Source organism: Microbacterium sp. T2.11-28 (genome assembly GCF_950097975.1).
Classification (GTDB): domain Bacteria; phylum Actinomycetota; class Actinomycetes; order Actinomycetales; family Microbacteriaceae; genus Microbacterium.
The window spans coordinates 350,620-372,114 of record NZ_CATNHF010000012.1; the positions used below are offsets into that span (position 1 = coordinate 350,620).

The following is a 21,495-nucleotide window of genomic DNA, read 5'->3' on the forward strand; positions in this document are numbered from 1 at the left end:
CCGCGCCCGCACGACGACGCCGCCCCGGGGATCCCCGAAGGGATCCGGGCCGGGGCGGCGTGCTCGTGCGGCGCGGCGCTCAGTCGCGGCTGGTCGCCGCCGCGTACAGCAGGTTGACGATCTCGGGCGACGAGACGACCGGCTCGTCGGTCGTGGCGGTGGCGAAGACCGCGCCGTCGCGCGCCGCCGAGGCGGACACCTTGCCCGTGCGCAGCGGCACGGTGTGGGCGCTCAGGCCGGCCGGCGCGTCGATGGTGTGCGTCGCCGAGCCGACACGCAGGGTGACGGTGGCCGGCTCCGTGAGCATCGTGACGACCTCGACGGTGTCGCGCGGTGCGGTGGTGTTGCCGCCGAGCGTCGCGTTCAGGGTCACCGGCGGAAGGAGCGCGGCCGCCTTGTACGACTGGGTGCGGTGGGTGACGATGATCTCGTCGCCACGCAGGCCCGGAGCCTTGCCCGTCTTGAACCACGAGGCGTAGTACGCGCTCAGGTCGAGGAACGCGGAGCCGTGCATCTCGGACGCGGCGAAGCTCGTCGCCTCGCTGTAGTCGTTCCACGTGATCAGCTGCGCGAAGTCCGCGTCGTTCGAGATCGCGCGCTTCCAGGTCGCCCGCAGCGTCTCCGTGTTGGCGGCCTCGGCGTAGACGCCCGACTTGTGCCGCACGTCCTGCACGGCGATCGGCTCGATCCACTTCATGCCGAGCGCGTGCGCGAGGTCGGTGCGGTCCGTCGCCGCGGCGGCGGAGTCGGGGGAGCGCTTGCCCCAGTTGCTCGCCGCGTAGGTGAACGGCGCGAACGTGCGGAGGTTGGCCTCGGAGGAGTCGAGGAACACGGCCACGAACGCCGCGGAGACGCCGTGCGTGTTCTTCAGCGCCGCCATGATGTCCTTCCACCAGGACGCGGGCTTGCCCTCTGCCTTGAACGAGGACAGCAGCACACGACCGTCGGACAGCTTGTACGCCGCCTTCGACTTCATGAGCGGGGCGATCGCGGCGGCGACCGTGGCCGGCGAGGCCTTCGCCACGCTCGAGGTCGCATCGATGTTCGGGATCACCGTGAAGCCGTCGGAGCGGCCGGCGGCGGCATTGGTGAGTCCGACGGTGCGGTCCCAGTTGCCGCCGGACAGGCTCAGCACGTCGACCATGAAGCCGTCGACCCCGGCGGCCGCGGCGTCGTCGATCTCGGCGTTGAAGTCCTTGGTGCGCCAGTCGCCGCTCAGCGGCGCGCGGGTCTCGGGACGGTCGCGCAGCAGCCCGCTGTACGCCGCGTGCTTGCCGTTCTCGCCGCCGACGGTCAGGTAGTTGCGCGCGTAGTAGTCGCTGTCGGCCGACAGGTTGTCGAACGAGACCGGGTACGGCGGGAAGTAGTGCGCGAAGACCTTCTTGGCGCTGGCTCCGACCCCGGGCACCGAGAACGGCAGCTCGTCGCTGCCCGCGGAGGGCGGCGTCGTGGCGGTCGGCGTCGGCGTGGGCTTCGGCGTGGCCGTCGGGGTGGCGGTGGGCGTCGGACGCGGCGAGGGCGTCGCCGTCGCGGTCGGCTTCGGCGTGGGCGTGGGCTTCGGCGTGGCCGTCGGGGTGGCCGTGGGCTTGGGCGTCGCCGTCGGCGTGGCGGTCGGGGTCGGCCCGGGGGTGGAGCTGCTCGTCGTGTAGGTGATCGTCAGCTTCGGCGGGGCGGAGCGCAGGTTGATGAGCGTGCCGACGGCCGGCTGCGAGTAGCGCAGCTCGAAGGAGGTCGCCCCCGTGGTCGACAGGGCGCCGGAGGTCGCGAGGGGGATCGAGATCGTGCGGCCCGCGACCGCCTTCACGGTGCTCGTGCTGACCGCCGCACCCAGGCGCGCCGGACGGTTCGCGTTGGTGAGGGTCTTCGGCGACCAGGTCGTCGCCGCCGGGTAGACGAGCACCCCGCCCTTCGTGGCCTTGGTGGAGCGGATGTTCAGCGACAGCGTGGCGGCCGTGATCTTCGCTCCGTCGGGGAGGGAGGCGGTGGGGAACGTCAGGTAGCCGGCGTCGGCCGCGTACGTCGTGCTCAGCCAGTAGGCGTTGCTCTTGGCCGTCTTCGGCGCGCGCGTCGTCGTCCATCCGCCGGCGGTCGCGGTGAGCTCCACCGTCTGCGTCGTGGTGGCCGCCGAGGCCGGCGAGGTGATCTCGTTCACGACGGCGGGCGCGAGCAGCGCGGCGGCCGAGAGCACGGCCAGCACGCGCGCGGCGCGGCGACGGCGGCGGTCGCGGGCCGTGAGGCGTCGCGAGCGGTCGCGGAGGGTGTCGGTGGGTACGGTCGGGGTGGGGGTGTGGCTGGGGGCCATGGAGTCATCCGCTTCGAGCGTCTCGGCACCACGCGGTGTGGGATCGCGGTGCCGGAGGTGGGCAGGTTCGGGTTGCTGTAGCCATCGCTGCTGGGGGGCGGAGCATAGTGCATCGTGCGATGGTGTCCGATCAGTGTGGCTCGGCTCCGGAGCGCGGTCAAGTTCCTTTATGAGAGTCCTCTCACGAATTTCCTCCGCAACGACTTCTCGACGAGTGGTATACGGATGGCATCGAGGTGTGCTACGTTCTCCGGCGTACCGTTTGGTCACTCGACCACGCCGATCATGGGGAACGGCGGATACGGTGCACGTTCGCCGTACCGGTTAGGGGTAACCGAGGCGGACGGGGGGAATCTGGGGAATCGGGGAACCGATGCGTACACGCATCTTTGCCAGCGCTGTTGCTGTCTTCGCACTTGTCGTAGGGGTCGTCGTCGCCACGCCGGCGTCACCCGCACAGGCCATCACACCGGGTGTCACGTTCAGTGCGGACAATCTCGGCACATGGCAGACCAACGGCGTCGTGCGCGCCGTGGCCGCCTCCCAGGGGAAGGTGGTGGCGGTCGGCGAGTTCACGCAGATCCGCCCGGGCGCGGGGATGAGCGGAACCGCTCGGAACGTGGCCGGCGTCGCGATCTTCGAGGCCGACACGGGTGCACCGTCCACCTGCCAGCTGCCGGCGGCCCTCAGCGGCGGCACGGCACGCCTGTACACCGCCGAGGCGTCGCCCGACGGGTCGACCGTGTTCATCGGCGGCAACTTCAACAGCATCGGCGGCGTGTCCCGCACCCGCATCGCCGAGATCAACGTGCAGACCTGCGCGGTGACGAGCTTCAACGTCAGCGGTCTCTCCTCGTTCGTGTACTCGCTCGAGGTCACCGCCGACGCCGTGTACTTCGGCGGCCTCTTCCAGACCGTCGCCGGCCAGCCCCGTCGCAGCTTCGCCAAGGTGAACCGCGCCGGCGTGCTCGACCCGAACTGGGTCGCCGACGCCGTGGGCAACATGGAGACGCGTCCCGAGCCCGGCATCGAGTGCCGCACCACGGCCGACGCGAACTCGCGCGGCCTCGCCATCGCCGCCTCGCCGGACGGCTCGAAGATCGCGCTCGGCGGCTCCTTCTACACCGTCAACGGCACCAACACCCACAGCATCGCGATCGTCGACGCCGCCACCGGCGCCGTGACGCGGGCGTACCCGAGCAACCCGCTCAACTGGGGCGACGGCAGCAACTTCATCCACCCGTGCTCGATCACCAAGGCGATCGTCAGCGACGGCACCTCCTTCTACATCGGCAACGAGGGCAGCGGCGGCGGCGTCTTCGACGGCGCAGCCCGCCTGAGCTGGTCGACCGGCAACCAGGAGTGGCGCGACACCTGCCTCGGCGCGGTCCAGGCGCTCCAGCTCGACAACGGCAAGCTGTTCCAGGCGCACCACCACCACGACTGCTCCTCGATCGGCCTGTACCCGGACGGACGCCGCATCTACCTGAGCGTCACCGACACGCAGGACCCGCAGCAGAAGCAGCTGGGCTGGTTCCCGACGCTCAACGACGGCACCGGTGAGGGCATCGGCGGCCGCGGCCTCGCGGTGGCCACCAAGAACGGCCAGAAGTACCTGTGGGTCAGCGGCGAGTTCACGTCGGTCAACGGCGGCGCGCAGCAGGGCCTCACGCGCTTCGGCACGACCGACACCGGCAACCCGCCCACGCCGACCATCAACGTCCGCGCGGTCACGCCCGGTGCGCTCCAGATCGTCGCGCGCTCGGTGTACGACCCGGACGACTCGCCGCTGCAGTACATCCTGTACCGCAACAACGTCCAGCTCGGCGACCCCGTCAGCGTGGAGACCAGCTGGTGGACGCGTCCCCAGGTGACCTTCGTCGACTCCACCGCGACTCCCGGTGTCAGCTACTCCTACCGCGTCCGCGCGGTGGACGCCGCCGGCAACCAGAGCGCCCTCTCGGCGGCGCAGAACGGCGTGGCATCCACGACGGCGTCGAGCTACGCGGCGACGGTGATCGAGGACCAGCCCGACCTGTACTGGCGCTACGACGACTCCGGAGCCTGGGTCATCGACCGCTCCGGCAAGGTGGGCTCCGCCAAGAACGGCATCGCGCAGAACGGCGTGACCTACGCCGCCGGCGCGATCCCCGGTGACGGCAGCAGCAGCGCGGTGTTCGACGGCGCGAGCCAGTACGTCTGGAACGACCAGATCGCGACCGGACCCTCGACGTACACGATCGAGACCTGGTTCAAGACGGCCTCCACCACCGGCGGCTCGATCGTCGGCTACGGCAACGGTCGTCCGCGCACCGACAACGGCAACGACACGATGAGCGGCAGCTACGACCGCATCGTGTACATGGAGAACGGCACGGGCCGCATCCGCTTCGGAATCTACAACGGCTCCGTGCGCACGCTGCGCTCCGACCTCGCCTACAACGACGACCAGTGGCACCACGTCGTGGCCACCCAGAGCAGCGCCGGCATGCGCCTCTACATCGACGGCGCCGAGGTCGGTCGCAACAACGTGACCAACGCGCAGGCGTACTACGGCACGTGGCGCGTCGGCGGCGACAACCTCAACTCGTGGCCCGACAACGGCGGCAGCAACAACACCGCGTCGCGCTTCTACGACGGTCAGCTCGACGAGACGGCGATCTACTCGACCGCGCTGAGCCAGAACCAGGCCATCGAGCACTTCCTCGCCGGCGGCGGGGAGATGGACCTCAACGAGGCACCCGCGGACGCCTACGGCGCCGCCGTGTTCGGCGACAACCCGACCTCGTACTGGCGCTTCGACGAGGCGAGCGGCTCGGTCGCGGAGGACTCCTCGTTCCTGGGCGCCCGCGACGGTGTCATCGGCTCCGGCGTGACCCGCTTCACCGAGGGGACGAAGATCCCCGGTGGCGCGGTCACGACGCCCGGCACCAACAACAGCGAGGGCAGCGGCCTCATCCGCACCGGGCTCGTCGCGGCACCGTCCGAGTACTCGGTCGAGTTCTGGGTGAACACCACCACGACCGTGGGCGGCAAGATCGTCGGCTTCGAGAACAGCCCGACGGTGAGCGGCAACTCTTACGACAAGCAGATCTACATGCTCAACGACGGGCGTCTGCGGTTCGGCATCTACAACGGCGCCGTGCAGTCCGTGACGACCACCTCGGCCCTCAACAACGGGCAGTGGCACCACGTCGTGGCCACGCAGAGCTCCGCGGGCATGCGCATCTACGTCGACGGCGCCCTCCAGGGCTCCAACGGCGTGACCAACAGCGAGACCGGTGACGGCTACTGGCGCTTCGGCGGCGGCAACCTCGGCGGCTGGCCGGACGCCTCGAGCAGCCACTACTTCGCGGGCAAGCTCGACGAGGCGGCGATCTACCCGGCCGCGCTCACGTCGGACGCGGTGGTGAACCACTACGCGATCGCGCTGCAGGACTCGACGGCGCCGACGGTCCCGACCAACGTGACCCACACCGGCACCACGGCGGCCCAGCTCAGCTGGTCGGCATCGGCAGACGCCAACGGCGTCAGCGGCTACCGCATCTACCGCGGGTCGTCGGCGGGCTTCGAGATCGAGCCGAGCGCCCTCGTGGGCGACGTGACGACGACCTCGTGGACCGACCCGAACACCACGCCGGGGACGCGCTACTACAAGGTGACGGCCTACGACATCGCCGGCAACGAGAGCACCTCGGGCTCCGCCCTGCAGGTCGTCCTCGCCGACGTCACCGCGCCGTCCACGGTGTCGGGTCTCACGACCTCCGTCGCCGGCGTCGACGTCGCCCTCACCTGGAACGCGGCGACCGACGACGTCGCCGTCGACCACTACGAGGTGTACCGCTCCATCACGCCGGGCTTCGCCATCGCCGACGGCACCCTGATCGCCGAGCCCTCGACGGCGGGCTACACCGACGTCGCCGTGGGCGAGGGCCAGTGGTACTACCGCGTGGTCGCCCTCGATGCGGCAGGCAACGTCGGCGGCGCCAGTGCCGCGGTCGGCGCCCTCGTCGACGTCGACACCGACGCGCCGAGCGTGCCCACCGGCCTGGAGGGCACCGCGGCAGCCGACGGGACCGTCGCGCTCGAGTGGACCGCGTCGAGCGATGACGTGGGAGTCGTGGGCTACCGCGTCTACCGCGGCGCGACGGCCGGCTTCACGGCCGACGCCGACTCGCTCGTCGCCGACGGCGTCACCACGACCGAGTGGACCGACACGGCCACGACGATCGGCACGCGCCACTACAAGGTCGCCGCGTACGACCTCGCCGGCAACGTCAGCGCCGCCAGCGACTCGGTCTCGGTGACGGTGGCCGACACCGAGAACCCGACGACCCCGACGGGTCTGACGGTCACGGCGACCGGCTCCGACGCCACCCTGCAGTGGACCGCCGCCACCGACAACATCGCGGTGGACCACTACGCGGTGTACCGCGGCACCTCGGCCGGCTTCTCGATCTCGGGTCTCACTCCGATCGCCGAGCCGACCACGGCCACCTACACGGACGAGGACCTGGCCGACGGCCAGTACTTCTACCGCGTGGTCGCGGTCGACGGTGCGGGCAACCGCAGCGCCGCCACCGGTGCCCAGGGCGTCACGATCGACACGTCGGAGCCCGTGGAGCCGGTCACCCTGACGGCGAACGTCCTGGCCGACACGATGGTCGCCCAGAGCGCGGCGAACACGGTCTACGGCGCGAGCAACCAGATCTCGGCTCGCGGCGGGTCCACCGGTCAGATCGAGTCCTACCTGCGCTTCGCCATCCCGGCGGCTCCCGCGGGGACCACGCTCACCGGTGCGACGCTCCGCCTGACGACCTCGACGGACTCGACGGCCAACTCCACCGGCACGCACCAGCTCTCGATCCTGACCGGGTCGTGGGCCGAGGCGACGACGACCTGGAACAACCGTCCGACCTCCGGCTTCGGGGCGACGATCGGGCAGCTCAGCGGCGCCACCGCGCTCAACACGACCTACACGGTCACGCTGGACGCCGAGGCCCTGGCCTCGCTCACCGGCTCGGAGGTCTCGCTGGCCCTGCGCACCACGTCGGCGGACAACGTGCGGCTCGTCTCGAAGGAGGGCACCGGCACCACCCGCCGTCCCGTCCTCGTCCTCGAGTACACCCCGGGCGAGGGCCCGGTGGAGCCGGAGCCCGACACCGCGGCTCCGAGCGTCCCGACGGGGCTCGAGGGGACTGCCACGTCGGCGGGCGCCGTGTCGCTGACCTGGTCGGCGTCGACGGACAACGTCGCAGTGACCGGCTACCGGGTCTACCGCGGAACGTCGGCCGGTTTCACCGCCGCCTCGGCGAACCAGGTGGGCACGCCCGGCGGCACCTCGTTCTCGCAGACCGGCGTCGCCGAGGGCACCTGGTACTACCGGGTGGCAGCGGTCGACGCGGCCGGGAACGTGAGCGCGGCCTCCGCTTCGGCGTCGGTCGTGGTCCCGCCGGCGCCCGAGGAGCCCCTCGAGCCGGTGACCACCTCGGTGGTGGCTCTGAAGGACGCACTGGTGGCGCAGTCGGCGACCGGCACCAACTACGGCGCCGCGACCTACCTGTCCACGCGCGGCGGAACCTCGGGGGCGCTGCAGAGCTACCTCGCGTTCGAGCTGCCCGCGGCCCCGGAGGGACGCGTGCTGACCTCGGCCGTGCTGCGACTGCGGACGACGTCGGACTCCACGTCGGGCTCGACGGACGCGCACGACGTGCGTCTCGTGGCCTCCGACTGGACCGAGGCGTCGCTCACCTGGGCGAACCGTCCCACCGAGGCCGGCGCGACCGTCGGAAGCCTCACCGGGCTGACGGCGATCAACACGACGTACGAGCGCGAGCTCACCGCGTCGACGCTGGCCCCGCTGAGCGGTACGACCGTCGGGTTCCTCGTGACCGACAACGGCACGGACAACCTGCGGTTCTGGTCCAAGGAAGCCGGCACCGCCGGCAACCGCCCCACTCTCGTGCTCACCTACACGGCCGCTCCGTGAGCTGAGCACACGACCCCCCATCGATGAGGGACGAGCCGCCCCGGGCTCCCCTCGTCGATGGGATCCGGACGGCCACGGCCGCCCGCGCGAGCACCCCCGGCTGCAGAAGGGGGTGCTCGCCCGTTTCTGCAGCAGAGTCCGGCGACCCTACGCGATCTCGACGGCGCGGCCCGTCACGGTGATGCCGCCGGCCACGGGGATGGCGACCTCGAGAACCCCGGGGCGGCCCACGTGGGCACCCTGGTGGATCGTGACCGATGCCGGAGGTGCCACGAGACCGCCGGCCCGCAGGTAGGCGCCCACGGACGCCGCTGCCGACCCCGTGGCGGGGTCCTCGGTGATGCGCCCGACGGGAAAGAGGTTCCGTGCCGTGATCTCCCGCAGCACGCCCGCACGCGGCGCATGCAGCACGGTGACGGTGCCCCGCCAGTCCTGCGCGTCCATGAGGGCGCGCACCCGCACGGGATCGAACGTGAAGGAGTCGAAGATCTCCCGATCCGCCAGCGCGATGACCGGATGCCGGTTGCCGGCGAACGCGAGCGCCGGCGGCATCCGAGGGTCGAGGTCGCCCCGGCCGATGCCGAGTTCGTCGAGGACCTCCGCCAGCACGTCGGCGGGGAGCTCTTCCACGTACGGGTCGACACTCGTGAAGGACGCGGTCACGCCGTCGTCGACCCGGGCGGTGCGGATCGCAACGGGGCCCACAGGGGTGCGGAAGGTGAGCTCGCCCGGCGCGGACAGCGCGCGCTCGACGAGGGCGACGGCCGTCGCCACCGTCGCGTGGCCGCAGAACGGCACCTCGGCGATCGGGGAGAAGTAGCGGATGGTGAGACCGTCGGCATCGCGGCCCGTCACGAACGCCGTCTCGGCGTAGTCGACCTCGGCCGCGATGCGCTGCATCGCGGCGTCGTCGAGCGCCTCCGCATCGAGCACCACCCCCGCCGGGTTCCCTCCCGAGGGGTCGGTGGAGAAGGCGGCGAGACGAAGAATCTGCGGCATGCGATCAGGATGCCCCATCCGCGCGCCCCCTGGACCGGACCGGAGGGGTCCGATCGTCCCCTGGTGGCCCTGGTGGCCCTGGTGGCCCTGGTGGCCTGCGGCGACCCGTGGCGACGGCGAGGACTACCGGCCGGTGGCGGTGACGGTGTCCAGCACCCGGGCGAAGCCGTCGATGGCGGCGTCCTCGGTGAGGACGCGCTGCCGGTACGCCTGCCCGTTGCGACCGAAGCCCCGGGCGCGCTCCGGGTCGGCGGCAAGGCTCTCGGCCGCGTCGACGAGGGCGCCGGGGTCGGCCGGCGGCACACAGGGACCCGCCTCGGCGGCGCGCATCTCGTCGTAGGTGGTGCTGCCCGTGTCGACGGCTGCGATCACCGGGAGTCCCGTCGCGAAGTACGTGGTCATCTTGCTCGGCACCGACATCTCGGTCAGCCCCGGCCGCTCGTTGACGAGCAGCGCGTCGGCAGACCCCAGCACGGCGAAGAAGTCGTCGTCGTCGAGCGGGTCGATGAACTGCAGGTGGGGATTGGGTCCCAGCGCCTCGAGGGCCGCCCGCTGGTTGCCGTCGCCCAGCAGGACGAACCGCACCGCCGATCCGCGGCGGTGCGCCTCCTGGGAGGCGAGCACGACGGCCTCGAGCCCCTGCTTGGCGCCCATGGCGCCCGCGTGCAGGACGACGATGTCGTCGTCGCTCCAGCCGTAGCGACGACGCACCTCGACGCTGCGGCGGTCGTGGAGATCGGGCACGTGCGACCAGTTGCGGACGACGTCGATCGGACGCTGCACGGCGAGGTCTTCGGCGAACATCCGGCGGAACCGGTCGTGGATGACGACGACGCGGTGCGAGGCATTGGCGAGCCCGCGCTCCCACCGCTCGATGAGTCCCGAGCCGAGCCCGCCGCCGGTCTCCTTGACCCCGAGCGTGTAGATGTCCTGCACCCACGTGACGACCGGCACGCGGCGCGCCCGCGCGCGCACCGCGACGATGCGCGAGGCGAGCAGTGCCGGGCTCACGACGACGACGGCGTCGGGGTCGCCCCAGCGCGTGAACGCCGCCCGCAGGCCGAAGGTGACCTCGTGAAGCGCCCGGGTGAGCGCGTTGTGGCGGCGCGGCACGAAGTGGTGCACGCGGCGCAACCGCACCCCCTCGACGACGTCACGGCGCGGCAGCCCGCGGTGCTCCGCGGGAATGCGCCACCACGGGTAATGGGGGTGGCCGGTGACGGCCGAGACGTCCCAGCCGCGCGCCGCCAGCCCGGTCGCCATGCCGGCGGTGTAAGGACCGATCCCGGTCGGTTCCGGGGCGTAGTTCACCCCGACGAACAGGACGGAGCGTCGCGTCGAATCTGCCGGCATCGCCTCAGTATGCGCCATCGGGACGGATCATGACCTTGACGGTGCGCCACATGAGCACCAGGTCGGACATGACCGACCAGTTCTCGACGTAGCGCAGGTCGAGGCGCACGCTCTGCTCCCAGGACAGGTCGCTGCGACCGCCGACCTGCCAGGGGCCGGTGATGCCGGGCTTGATGTACAGGCGGCGGAACACGGTGCCGTCGTAGGCGGTGACCTCGGACGGCAGCGGCGGACGCGGTCCGACGACGCTCATGTCGCCGAACAGGACGTTGAGGAACTGCGGCACCTCGTCGAGCGAGTACTTGCGCAGGAAGGCGCCCACGCGGGTGACGCGCGGGTCGGAGCGCATCTTGAAGAGCGGTCCGGCGCCCTCGTTCTCCGAGACCAGCGCGGCCAGCTCCGCCTCGGCGGTGGTGCGCATCGAGCGGAACTTGACCATCTTGAACTCGCGCCCGTCGCGGCCTACGCGCGACTGGCGGAAGAACACCGGTCCCGGCGAGTCCAGCTTGATGGCGATCGCGATGACGAGGGCGAACGGTGCGAACAGCGCCAGCGCCGCGAACGAGCTGATGATGTCGAGCCCGCGCTTGATCACGTACGCGCCGCCCTGGAAGGTCGGGATGGTCACGTGCAGCATCGGCAGGCCCTCGACGGGGCTCAGCGACATGCGCGGCCCCGCGACGTCGGCGATCTGGCTCGTGAGCACCAGCTCTGCGGCGGTGCCCTCCAGCTCCCAGGCCAGGCGCTTCACGTACGTCGGATCGCCGGCCGGCTGGCTGGCGACGACGATCGTGTCGGCGTACAGCGCCGATGCGGCGCGCGTGACGGCGTCGGGCCCACGCGTGACGGAATACGACACGTCGCCCACGGTGAGGTGGTCGATGTCGTCGTCGAGCACGGCCGTCCCCACGACCTGGTACCCGAGCTTCCCGTCCGGGCCCAGCGCCCGGATCGTGTACTCGACGTCATCACGCGCGCCGACGATCAGCGTGCGCGACGCGTAGTGACCCTGTGCACGCTGGCGCATGAGCCACCGGCGCGCACGCCAGCGGCACAGGATCAGGGCGACGAGCCCCACGGGCAGCGCGAAGTACAGCTGCTCGCGGAGCCCGTCCCACTCGAACAGCACGAAGACGATCGCCAACGTGCCGAATGCGAGACCTGTGGCATGGGCGACGCGAGCGTACTCGGTCGCGCCTGTGCCCAGGATCGCGGACGCGCGGGTGTTGAAGAGGCTGAGAGTCAGCATCCAGAACACCGCGGTGCCTGCCGAGATCCGGGCGATGAGCCACGGATCGTCGGCGAGCGTGTTCGGTGCCGTGAACAGCAGCGGAGCCACCGTCGCGACGAAGCACGCCAGAGAGATGACGGTCGCGTCGATCACGCGGAGGCGCATGCGATAGCGACGCTCCCACTGCAACCGGCTGACGACCGCGGCGGACGCGCGTGGCGCCACCGATGCCTCCCGCCGCACCGACAGCGAACCGATGCTCGGCAGCTGAAAGAAGGGTGCGACGTCGTCGATCGCGCTCATCGCACGATCCCCATGGCGTTACCGAACTTGCGCATTGTGCCCCCCAGCAACATGCGACAACCACCGTCGACCCGAATCGACGAAGGTATCTTTCCCCCGGAACGCTGAAATCCCCCCGGATACGCGCGACGACCCCACTCGTTTCGCGCTGCGTTCGGTCTCACTCTAGCGCTATGACGGGGGCGATGCGAGGGACGAACGTAAACTCCGTGTAAACCCGTGTTCAGATTGGGGCCATCCGGTACGCCCCGGTAGCCGCGCGCGGACGGGTCGTCAAGGCCCTCAACGGAGCGCGCCGGGCGACCTAGGTTCTCTAGAGCGCGGCCCACTCCGCGCGCGAGACGGGGGACGCCGATGACGGACACACTGCCGGGTCGGATTCCGCCGGTGCGCGGCCGCCGCACCCTCGCCCACCCGCCGGGCTCGTCGACGCCGGTGCCAGGAGTGATCTGGGAGCGCATCGACACCGAGGCGTATGCCGTGTCGGTCGACGGGTGCACCGTCGGGTTCATCGACGTGGTCGGGACCGTCTTCGTGTCCCTCGCCGGACATCGCTACGACCGCGCGGTCGAGGTCGCCCAGTCCCTCGTGTTCGAGAGGGCCGTCGCCGCGCTGGCCCCGCGGCGGGACTCGTCCTCCGCCCACCGCGCCGGCCGGGATTAGGCACCTGCGGAGTCGGAAGTCAATCCCCTCGCCCGCGCGCGAACCGTGTCGCATCCTTCTGGCTGGACGTCGATGACCGCCGTCCGGAAAGCACCGCCCATGAGACACCACCAGCTCGCCCTGGATCCGCTCACCGACACGACCTGGCGGCTCTGCGATCGCTCCTTCGCCGCGTGTGACGCCGACAACGTCGTCGCGTACATCGAGGCGCTCCCCGACGGCCGGTACGAGGCCGTCTGGGTCTCGCACGGCGCCGGCGTGGGGGTGTTCGCCACCCTCGACGACGTCGTCCAGCGCGCCGCCGAGATCGTCGCCCCGCGCCGGCCGCGCGGCCCGGTCAAGCCCGTCCCGATCGCCCATCGCCCGCCGCCGCTCGCGGCGACCTGAACGACGGTCCGTGAGTCACGCCCCGTCGACCTTCGGCATCGAGGAGGAGTTCGTCCTCGTCGACCCGCGCACGCTCGGCCCCGTCGACCTCGGCCTCGAGGCGGTCGCGCAGCTGCGCGGCTCGTGCCCCGGCGTCGTCGTGCGGGAGTTCTTCCCGTCGCAGATCGAGTACGCCACCCCGGTGTGCACCGACGTCGACGAGGCCCTCCACGATCTCAGGGAGTTCCGCACGCGGCTCGCGGCGTGGGCGTCGGCGGCCGGCGCGCTGGTGGCCCCGTCGGGGACGCCGTTCACCACGGACCGCCGTGAGCCCGCGCACGAGGGGCGCTACGCCGCGATCGCCCGCGACATCGGGGGACTGACCGTCGAGCACCAGCTCAACGGGCTCCATGTGCACGTCGGCATCCCCGACCCCTCCGACGGAGTGCGGGCCTCGAACTTCCTGCGGCCCTGGTTCCCCGTCCTGCTCGCCCTCGCCGCCAACTCGCCGTTCTGGCTCGGGCAGGACACCGGATTCGGCAGCTGGCGCGCGATCCACAGCCGTCGGTGGACGACCCACGGCGTCCCCCCGTGGTTCGCCGACGCCGCCGACTACCACGCCGCCCTGGAGCGCCTGACGGGCGTCGGCGCCACGTCGGACCCGGGAACGATCAACTGGGTGGCGCGCCTGTCGGCTTCCCACCCCACCCTCGAGGTGCGGGTGTGCGACGTGCAGCTCGACCCGCGGGCCTCCGTCGCGCTGGCCGCCCTCATCCGCGCCCTCGTCGAGCTGGGGCGGCGGAGCGAGACGCCGCGGGCCGAGCACTACGAGGGCTGGGACGCCGCCCTCTGGCACGCGGCGCGTCACGGCACGTCGGGCACGCTCGTCGACCCGGCATCGGGTCGCCTCGTGCCGGCGGCGGCGGTGCTCGAGGCGCTGCAGGACATCGTGCGGCCGGTGCTCCCGGACGCGGATGCGCGCCTCGTGGAGTGCTTCCTCGCCGAGCACGGCCGGGTGGGCGGAGGGGCGCAGCAGCAGCGTCGTGCGCACTCCCGGGGACGGCTGGCGGCGCTCTACCGCGACCGGGTCGCCGGGTGACCGCCGCGTGACGACCCGGGGCTGACGGCGCTCAGCGCGGTTCGGGGTCGTCGTCGCGCGCCCAGGCGATCGCCACGAGGCGCCGGAGCACGCCCAGGTCGATGTCGTCGAGCTTCTTCACGTACACGCAGCCGGCTCCCTCCGTGTAGGCGCCGAGCTCCGGGAGGAGGCCGGCTCCCTCGGGCAGGTCCTTCAGTCCGTAGAGCGACAGCTGTGCCTTGCGCGGCGAGAAGGCCACCTTCGGCCAGCGGCCGCGCCGCCTCGGATCCGAGGGCGAGATGTAGCGGTAGCTGCCGTAGCCGACCATGGACGGGCCCCACAGCACGGGCTCGGTGCCGGTCACCTCGCGGAAGATCTCCGCGAGACGCAGTCCGTCCTCACGCCGGCGCGCGGGGGTGGCCGCATCGAGGAAGGCGTGCACGTCGGCATCGGTCGGTCCGGTCTTCGGTTCGCTCATACGCTCATCCTCGTCCAGCGCGGGCGCGCGGGGAACCCGTCAGCGCGGGGGCTGGAGCAGGGCGGCGAAGGTGCGCAGCGTCGACTCCAGGCCGAGCGAGGGTTCGAGCAGCCACTGGATCTGCAGACCGTCGGAGGCCGCGATCAGCAGTGCCGCCAGGTGCGCGGCCGGCACGTCGTCGCGGATGCGCCCGGCCTCCTGGTCGGCGGTGAACTCCGCGGTCAGTCGCGCCCGGATGCGCTCGAAGCGATCGGAGAAGAACCTCGTGCCCACGTGGTCGTCGCCGTCCAGGGCGGCGGCGACCAGGGTCGAGTACAGCTCGACCAGTCCCGGCACCTCCACGTTGGCCATGGCGGCGTGGACCATGCCGTCCACGCCCCGGTGCGGTTCGGGCTCCGCGGCGGAGCGCTGGGCCTCGGCGTGGGCGTAGACGGCCACCAGCAGCTGCTCCCGCGAGTCGAAGTAGTGCAGGAGGGCGGCGTGGGAGACCCCCAGCGCCTCGGCGATCCGGCGCAGCGACGTGCCGTAGGCGCCGCGTTCTCGGAACACGTCGATGGCGCGGTCGAGGATCTCCTGCCGGCGGGCGACGCCCTTGGGCTGAAGGCCCTGACGCCCGAGGGCCGGGTCGGGGACCGGCCGGTCGGGGTCGGGGGCGGACGCGCTCATGGACTCAATGTAACCCAGCCGCGGAGAAAAACCTCCAAGTGGAGGTTTTTCTGTTATCGTCGGACGCAACGCCGGCCCCGGCGCTCGACGACGACGTACGAAGGAACACCCATGGCCCTGCCCGCCGCTTCTGTGCAGCTCTATTCGCTGGCGAAGGAGTTCACCGCCGACCCGAACGGATCGCTCGACCGCCTGGCGGCGATCGGGTTCGCGTACGTCGAGGCCTTCGACTTCGTCCGCCGGCCGGCCGAGATCCGCGCCGCCCTCGACGCGAGCGGGCTCCGCGCGCCCACCGCTCACGCCCCGCTCCTCTCCGACGAGCTCTGGACGCCCGACGGGGCCATCCCGACGCCTTCGCCGGAGGTGGTGTTCGAGGCGGCCGCCACGATCGGCGTGCAGACCGTCATCGACCCCTTCGTCGCCCCCGAGCGCTGGCTCACCGAGGACGGCGTCGCCGACATCGCCGACCGCCTCAACCGGGTCGCGGAGACCGCCGCATCATTCGGACTCACCGTCGGCTACCACAACCACGCCCAGGAGTTCGTCGCGTCCTTCGGCGACCAGACCGCGTACGAGCGGTTCGTCGCCCTCACCGACGAGCGCGTGCAGCTCGAGCTCGACCTGTTCTGGGCCCTCACCGGCGGCCAGGACGTCCCGGCCCTCGTCGCGCGTCTGGGCGACCGGCTCACCGCGGTGCACGTGAAGGACGGCGTGGTGCCCGCCTCCAACCCGTGGGCGCCCGGCGCCCCCTCGTTCGGCTCCGACAGCCTCGACCAGCGCCACGCGGGCACCGGCGACGTCCCGCTCGCCGAGGCGCTGCGCGCCGGCACCGGCATCCGCTACGCCGTCGTGGAGTACGACCACGCGCCCGGCGACGTCTTCGCCGACATCGCCGCCAGCTACGCCTTCCTCCGCGACGGGGGGTTCGTCGCGTGAGCCGCCTCGGAGTCGGCGTCATCGGCGCCGGTGTCATCAGCCAGACGTACCTCGAGAACCTGACGTCGTTCCCCGACGTCGACGTCGTCGCGGTGGGGGACATCATCCCCGAGCGCGCGCAGGCCAAGGCCGAGGAGCACGGGGTTCCCGCGTGGGGCACCGCCGACGACGTGCTCGGCGACCCGCGCGTCGACCTCGTCGTGAACCTCACGATCCCGCAGGTGCACGTGGAGGTCTCCGCCGCCGCCGTCGCCGCCGGCAAGCACGTGTGGACCGAGAAGCCGCTGGGCCTCGACCGTGCCGGCACACAGGAGCTGCTGCGTGCCGCGGACGCCGCCGGCGTGCGGGTGGGGTCGGCCCCCGACACGATCCTCGGACCGGGGTTCCAGACCGCCAAGCGCGCGATCGCCGAGGGCGTCATCGGGACGCCGCTGTTCGTGCAGACGGCGTTCCAGACGCAGGGTCCCGACCTCTGGCACCCGGAGCCGGCGTTCCTGTTCGCCGAGGGCGCCGGCCCGCTGCTGGACATGGGCCCCTACTACTTCTCCGCGCTCGTCAGCCTGCTCGGGCCGATCGCCGGGGTCGCCGCCCGCGGGTCGCGCTGGCGCACCGAGCGGCACATCCACACCGGTCCCCGCGCGGGCGAGTCCTTCCCCGTCGAGGTGCCCTCGACCGTGCAGGTGCTCTCCTCGTTCGAGGGCGGCCAGCACGGCACCCACCTGCTGAGCTTCGACTCGGCGCTGGAGCGTCACGGGGTGATCGAGATCCACGGCAGCGAGGGCACGATGATCCTCCCCGACCCGAACCGCTTCGAGGGCCGGATCGCCTACGTGAAGCCGCTGGGCGTCTTCCGCGACGGCATGCGCACCGAGCAGGAGTGGATCGAGATCGAGCAGCAGGGGACCGTCGTCGGGCGGGGCCTCGGCGTGCTCGACATGGCTCGCGCCATCGCTGCCGGTCGCCCGCACGTCGCGACCGGGGAGCTCGGCTATCACGTCCTGGACGTGATGCTGTCGGCTCAGGAGTCCGCCTCGACCGGCCAGTACCTCGAGATCGCGAGCACCGTCGCCGACGTCCCGCTGCTGCCGGAGGGCTTCGACCCCTTCGCCGCCGAGCTGGGCTGACACCCGTGAGCGCGGCCGGGCGGGGGTGCGACCCGCCCGGCCGCGTCGGCCGGCGTTTGGGGACGGCGCTCGGGGATGCGCCGAAGCCGGCCGGAGAGGGGCCGGGCCGGAGCCCGGCGCCCACGACCGACGCTTACGGAATGGCTGTGTAGGTGAGCGTCAGCGTCGGACGGAACGACGCATTGGTGGCCTCGCGCGTCCAGAGACGCACGTTGTCGGTGCCGGCGCTGCTCGACAGCCGCAGCGACACCGAGGTGCCGGCGCGGTCGGCGAGCTGAGCCGCCTGCAGGTCGACCGTGTACGCGGTGCTGACCGCCGTCGCGCCGGAAAGCTCGCCGAGAACGCTCGAGACCACCCCGGTGGTCGGACGGTTCGCCCACGTCAGCGTCGCCTCGTCCCACGTCGCGTCGATGATGCGCAGCTGGTGCGCGTCGGCCGACCCGGCGGTGGGATCGCTGGAGGTGCGCACCGACAGGGTCGCCCCCGTCAGCGCCATCCCCGCCGGCGCCGCAGGCAGCGGGAACCGGAGGAACGACTCGATCGCGGTGTCGAAGCGCGACGACAGCTGGGTGGAGGTCCCGTAGACGAACGCCGGGTTCACCGCCGCCGCCATCGTGTCGGCATCCGCGACGACCGTCCGCGTCGTCGTCGCCGGGGCGATGGTGGCGCTCACGGCGGCCGTCGGTGCGCTGACGTTGCCCGCCGCATCGATCGCGGTCACGCGGTAGTACCAGGTGCCCACCGCCAGCGAGGTGTCGGTGTATCCCGGCGTGCCGACCGTGGTGACTCGTGAGGACGCGTCGACGCTGAAGTCCGGCGTCGTGCCCCGATGCACGGCGTATCCGGAGACGCCCCCCGCGTCCGTCGACGCGCCCCACGAGAGCGCGATGTCGTCGCCGCCCTGCACCACGGCCGAGAGGCCGGTCGGCACGGTCGGCGCCGTGGTGTCGGGATCGATCGTCGCCGAGGCGGCGTCCGACGCCGGTGACCAGTTGCCCGCCGCGTCACGAGCACGGACGCGGAAGAACCACGTGCCCACGGCGACGTCGGACTGCGTGAACGACGTCGTCGTCACGTCCGAGGCGACGAGCGTCTCGGAGGACAGCGCGAAGTCGGCCGTCGTCCCACGGTGCACCTCGTAGCCGGTGACGCCGACGGCGTCGGTCGACGCCGACCACGAGACGACCACGTCGTCGCCGTTCTGGACGGCGGCGGTCACGCCGGTGGGAGCGGTGGGCGCGGTCGTGTCGGGCGGGACCACCGAGGCGGTCTCGGCGACCGAGGGCGCCGAGACGTTGCCGGCCGCGTCCTTCGCGATCACGCGGTAGTACCAGGTGCCCACCGGCACCGACGAGTCCGCGTAGGTCGTCGCCGTCGCGGAACCGCGGAGCGTGGCCGCCGACGGGGTGAACGTCGCCGTCGTGCCGCGGTGCACCTCGTAGGACGTGACGCCCACGTTGTCCACCGCCGCGTTCCACGAGAGGTCGACCGTGCTCCCCGACACCGAGGCGGTCACGGACCCCGGGGCAGCCGGCGGCGTGGTGTCGCCCCCGGTGCCGGTGCCCGCCGCGTAGTGCGCGGAGATCCGGCTGGCGGGAAGGGCCGAGTAGTACACGGCCGTCTCGTCGAGCTGGCCGTGGAAGTAGCGACCGGCCTGCGTGCTGGCGGTGTTCTGGTAGCCGATGAGGTTGTCTCCGCCGGCGTGCCAGGTGCCGTAGTAGGTGCCGTTGGCGGTCGTCGTGTTCTGCCCCTGCAGCGCGCCGTCGATGTAGAGCCGCATGCCGGCCGCGGACTGCGTGGCCACGACATGGTGCCACTGTCCGTCGTTGAGCTGACGCGTGGACCGCAGCGTCGTCGTGCTGTTGTTCGGGTTGCGGACGCCGAAGCGGACGAAGCCCGAGCCGCTCTCCATGTAGAGCACGCGGTCCACGGTCGAGCTGACGCGGTCGGTGCCGTCGTCGCTGCGCGGGCGCCCGTTGGACGAGCCGTAGTTCACGAGCGCGCCGCCGGTGGTGGAGGTCGTCCGCAGCCAGGTCTCGACCGAGTACGTCGTCGGACCCTGCGCGATCACGTCGTTCCAGATGTACTGCGGAAGTCCCGCCGTCTCGCTGAAGGTGGCGCTGAGGCTCGGGTCGCCCGCGAGCGCTCCGGTCGCCGTGCGGTCCACGCCGTTCTGCGCGAGGCCGTTCAGCCCCGTCACCGTCTCGCCGGCGGAGTCGACGATCCACTGGGCGACGGCGGTGTCGTCGTAGCGCCAGTAGAGCCGCGGGGCGTCGGCGAGGACCGTCGACGCGTAGGCGGAGCCCGTCCCGGACGCCGTCACGCTCGCGCTCGCCGTGATGCCGCTGCGGTTGCCGGCGGCGTCGATCACCCGGGCGCGGTAGGAGTAGGTCTGCCCGGGCGTGACGTTGGTGTCCACGAACGTCACCTGGTTGCGGTACCAGTGCTGCGACTTCGCGACGCCGGTCCAGATGGGCGTCGTCGTGTTGGTGCCCTTGTAGACGGCGTAGGTGAGGTCGCTGTCGTCGGGGTCGACGACACCGCGGATGTTCACCTGCACGGTGCCGGGCGTCAGCGCCCGCACGGCGATGGTCGGCGTCGGCGGGTTGCCGGTGTCGGTGCTTCCGAACCGGGTGAGACCCTGCTGCGGCTCGCCGTTCACGCGCGTGAACTCGCCGGCGACCCAGAGGTACTCGTCGCCCGTGGCGGCGGTGCCGATCGCGAACGCCCGCGGGCCGAGCGCCTCGCCGGTGCCGTCGTTCAGCTCGGGCAGCCACCCGAGGTGCAGCTGGCCCGGGTCGTCGGCGCGCGTCGCGCTCAGGTAGGTGCGGCGGCCGTCGGGGAACATCCCCTGCCCGCTGCAGTCGTGGTGGTGGTGCGCCTCGAACAGGATGCCCTCGTGCAGCAGCATCGCCTGCGTCGCGCCGGCGCAGCTGTCGCGCCAGTACTGCGAGTAGTCGCTCCAGTTGTAGGCGAGGCTGCCGTCGAAGCCGTTGAAGCCCTCGTTGCCCACGTAGAAGCGCGTGCCGTCGGAGACGAGCGCCTTCGTCCGCGAGGTGTTGCCGACGGTCGAGGCCGGCCAGGTGCGGAGGTTCGCCCCGGTGGCGGCCGAGACGACCGCGAAGCTGTGGCTCGTCTGCCCGTTGACGGTGAAGAAGTCGCCGCCGATGACGACCCGGTCGCCCGTGGGCGACAGCGTGATCGCGGTGCCGCGGGCGTTCTTGTTCGGCTCCACCGTCTGGCTGTACGACGAGGTGGTCGCGCCATAGGCGTTCGCGACGAACGCGGTGTCGAGCGCTCCCGTGCGGCTGAGCTTCGCGAAGCTCCGGCGCGGCTGGCCGCCGACCGTCTGGAAGGCCCCGCCGATGTACACCGCGTCGGCGGTGACGGCCAGCGAGAGCACCGTGCTGGAGATCGCCGCCGGGTTGAAGGAGGTCACGCGGCAGGTGCGCAGGTCGATCTCGGCGAGGCGCGAGCGCGCGACTCCGCCGATGCGCGAGAAGTTGCCGCCCACGAAGACCGTGTTGCCGTCGGGCGCCGCCGCCACGGCGTAGACGGTGGCCGTGCCGCTGGCGAGCGTCGCCGGCAGCTGGCACGCATCCGGCTGGCCGGTCGCGGCATCCAGGATCGCCACGCCGGTGAGGCTCTGCACCGCTCCGGACTGCCCCGCTCCCGGACGCAGCTCGGTGAAGGCGCCGCCTGCGACCACGCGTCCCTGGGAGCCGGCGACGCCGAACACCTGGGCGTTGGTCTGCCACGTGGGCAGGTCGTCGGCGCTGAACGACAGCCCCGGCGACAGGGCCGAGGCCGGGTCGGTCGGACCGACTGCTGTGAGGCCCCCGGCGATGACGGCGACGATCGCCGCACCGATGAAAAGACGTGAACGCATGATGTCCCCCGCTCCGTTGCGCTACAGAGCGGACGCCCGCGTCGGTGAAGCCCCGACGAGGATCCCCATCCCCATGTGCCGAAGCGGCGGCGCGCGGTACCCCCCAGTAACCACGTCG

13 protein-coding genes are annotated in these 21,495 nt (G+C 71.8%); 6 read left to right on the forward strand and 7 right to left on the reverse strand.

Translation table 11 applies throughout. The features are described from left to right. Positions 1–79 precede the first annotated feature (79 nt). The gene (locus QQZ13_RS08675) at positions 80–2,302 is read right to left on the reverse strand and encodes an endo-1,3-alpha-glucanase family glycosylhydrolase (protein ID WP_284528624.1); all 2,223 of its coding nucleotides are present in this window, start codon (positions 2,300–2,302) and stop codon (positions 80–82) included. A gap of 373 nt (positions 2,303–2,675) precedes the next feature. Here QQZ13_RS08675 and QQZ13_RS08680 point away from each other — a divergent pair, with 373 nt between their 5' ends. Continuing rightward, positions 2,676–8,291, forward strand: a complete 5,616-nt coding sequence (locus QQZ13_RS08680; RefSeq protein ID WP_284528625.1) for a DNRLRE domain-containing protein — start codon at positions 2,676–2,678, stop codon at positions 8,289–8,291. A gap of 147 nt (positions 8,292–8,438) precedes the next feature. On the opposite strand, the gene QQZ13_RS08685 is transcribed toward QQZ13_RS08680, so the two are convergent. The 3 genes from QQZ13_RS08685 to QQZ13_RS08695 all read right to left on the reverse strand — a co-directional run bounded on the left by QQZ13_RS08685 (position 8,439) and on the right by QQZ13_RS08695 (position 12,177). Continuing rightward, positions 8,439–9,290, reverse strand: a complete 852-nt coding sequence (locus QQZ13_RS08685; protein ID WP_284528626.1) for a PhzF family phenazine biosynthesis protein — start codon at positions 9,288–9,290, stop codon at positions 8,439–8,441. 123 nt (positions 9,291–9,413) lie between these two features. Next, on the reverse strand, positions 9,414–10,643 hold the full coding sequence (locus QQZ13_RS08690; RefSeq protein WP_284528627.1) for a glycosyltransferase: 1,230 nt from the start codon (positions 10,641–10,643) through the stop codon (positions 9,414–9,416). Positions 10,644–10,647: 4 nt separating this feature from the next. Beyond that, the gene (locus QQZ13_RS08695) at positions 10,648–12,177 is read right to left on the reverse strand and encodes a sugar transferase (RefSeq protein WP_284528628.1); all 1,530 of its coding nucleotides are present in this window, start codon (positions 12,175–12,177) and stop codon (positions 10,648–10,650) included. Between the two features lie 354 nt (positions 12,178–12,531). Here QQZ13_RS08695 and QQZ13_RS08700 point away from each other — a divergent pair, with 354 nt between their 5' ends. The 3 genes from QQZ13_RS08700 to QQZ13_RS08710 all read left to right on the forward strand — a co-directional run bounded on the left by QQZ13_RS08700 (position 12,532) and on the right by QQZ13_RS08710 (position 14,305). Next, positions 12,532–12,840, forward strand: coding sequence for a hypothetical protein (locus tag QQZ13_RS08700; RefSeq protein WP_284528629.1), 309 nt, complete (start codon positions 12,532–12,534; stop codon positions 12,838–12,840). Positions 12,841–12,939: 99 nt separating this feature from the next. After that, the gene (locus tag QQZ13_RS08705) at positions 12,940–13,227 is read left to right on the forward strand and encodes a hypothetical protein (RefSeq protein ID WP_284528630.1); all 288 of its coding nucleotides are present in this window, start codon (positions 12,940–12,942) and stop codon (positions 13,225–13,227) included. 10 nt (positions 13,228–13,237) lie between these two features. Beyond that, a complete protein-coding gene (locus QQZ13_RS08710) occupies positions 13,238–14,305 on the forward strand; it encodes a YbdK family carboxylate-amine ligase (RefSeq protein ID WP_284528631.1) in 1,068 nt (355 codons plus the stop codon). A gap of 31 nt (positions 14,306–14,336) precedes the next feature. On the opposite strand, the gene QQZ13_RS08715 is transcribed toward QQZ13_RS08710, so the two are convergent. Both QQZ13_RS08715 and QQZ13_RS08720 read right to left on the reverse strand, forming a co-directional pair. Further along, positions 14,337–14,762 carry a DUF1801 domain-containing protein gene (locus tag QQZ13_RS08715; protein WP_284528632.1) on the reverse strand — a complete coding sequence of 142 codons (426 nt, stop codon included), beginning with the start codon at positions 14,760–14,762 and terminating at the stop codon, positions 14,337–14,339. Between the two features lie 39 nt (positions 14,763–14,801). Further along, entirely contained in the window at positions 14,802–15,428 is a 627-nt protein-coding gene (locus tag QQZ13_RS08720) for a TetR/AcrR family transcriptional regulator (protein WP_284528633.1), read from the reverse strand. Positions 15,429–15,539: 111 nt separating this feature from the next. Here QQZ13_RS08720 and QQZ13_RS08725 point away from each other — a divergent pair, with 111 nt between their 5' ends. Further along, positions 15,540–16,364, forward strand: coding sequence for a sugar phosphate isomerase/epimerase (locus QQZ13_RS08725; RefSeq protein ID WP_284528634.1), 825 nt, complete (start codon positions 15,540–15,542; stop codon positions 16,362–16,364). Beyond that, on the forward strand, positions 16,361–17,488 hold the full coding sequence (locus QQZ13_RS08730; protein WP_284528635.1) for a Gfo/Idh/MocA family protein: 1,128 nt from the start codon (positions 16,361–16,363) through the stop codon (positions 17,486–17,488). Before QQZ13_RS08725 ends, QQZ13_RS08730 begins: the two co-directional genes overlap by 4 nt. A 133-nt stretch (positions 17,489–17,621) precedes the next feature. On the opposite strand, the gene QQZ13_RS08735 is transcribed toward QQZ13_RS08730, so the two are convergent. Then, positions 17,622–21,377 carry a LamG-like jellyroll fold domain-containing protein gene (locus tag QQZ13_RS08735; protein ID WP_284528636.1) on the reverse strand — a complete coding sequence of 1,252 codons (3,756 nt, stop codon included), beginning with the start codon at positions 21,375–21,377 and terminating at the stop codon, positions 17,622–17,624. Between the last annotated feature and the right edge of the window lie 118 nt (positions 21,378–21,495).

Bases quoted from the DNA above. Each gene is read 5' to 3' on its own strand.
- QQZ13_RS08675 (WP_284528624.1), bottom strand. From the start codon at position 2,302: ATGGCCCCCAGCCACACCCCCACCCCGACCGTACCCACCGACACCCTC.
- QQZ13_RS08680 (WP_284528625.1), top strand. From the start codon at position 2,676: ATGCGTACACGCATCTTTGCCAGCGCTGTTGCTGTCTTCGCACTTGTC.
- QQZ13_RS08685 (WP_284528626.1), bottom strand. From the start codon at position 9,290: ATGCCGCAGATTCTTCGTCTCGCCGCCTTCTCCACCGACCCCTCGGGA.
- QQZ13_RS08690 (WP_284528627.1), bottom strand. From the start codon at position 10,643: ATGCCGGCAGATTCGACGCGACGCTCCGTCCTGTTCGTCGGGGTGAAC.
- QQZ13_RS08695 (WP_284528628.1), bottom strand. From the start codon at position 12,177: ATGAGCGCGATCGACGACGTCGCACCCTTCTTTCAGCTGCCGAGCATC.
- QQZ13_RS08700 (WP_284528629.1), top strand. From the start codon at position 12,532: ATGACGGACACACTGCCGGGTCGGATTCCGCCGGTGCGCGGCCGCCGC.
- QQZ13_RS08705 (WP_284528630.1), top strand. From the start codon at position 12,940: ATGAGACACCACCAGCTCGCCCTGGATCCGCTCACCGACACGACCTGG.
- QQZ13_RS08715 (WP_284528632.1), bottom strand. From the start codon at position 14,762: ATGAGCGAACCGAAGACCGGACCGACCGATGCCGACGTGCACGCCTTC.
- QQZ13_RS08720 (WP_284528633.1), bottom strand. From the start codon at position 15,428: ATGAGCGCGTCCGCCCCCGACCCCGACCGGCCGGTCCCCGACCCGGCC.
- QQZ13_RS08725 (WP_284528634.1), top strand. From the start codon at position 15,540: ATGGCCCTGCCCGCCGCTTCTGTGCAGCTCTATTCGCTGGCGAAGGAG.
- QQZ13_RS08735 (WP_284528636.1), bottom strand. From the start codon at position 21,377: ATGCGTTCACGTCTTTTCATCGGTGCGGCGATCGTCGCCGTCATCGCC.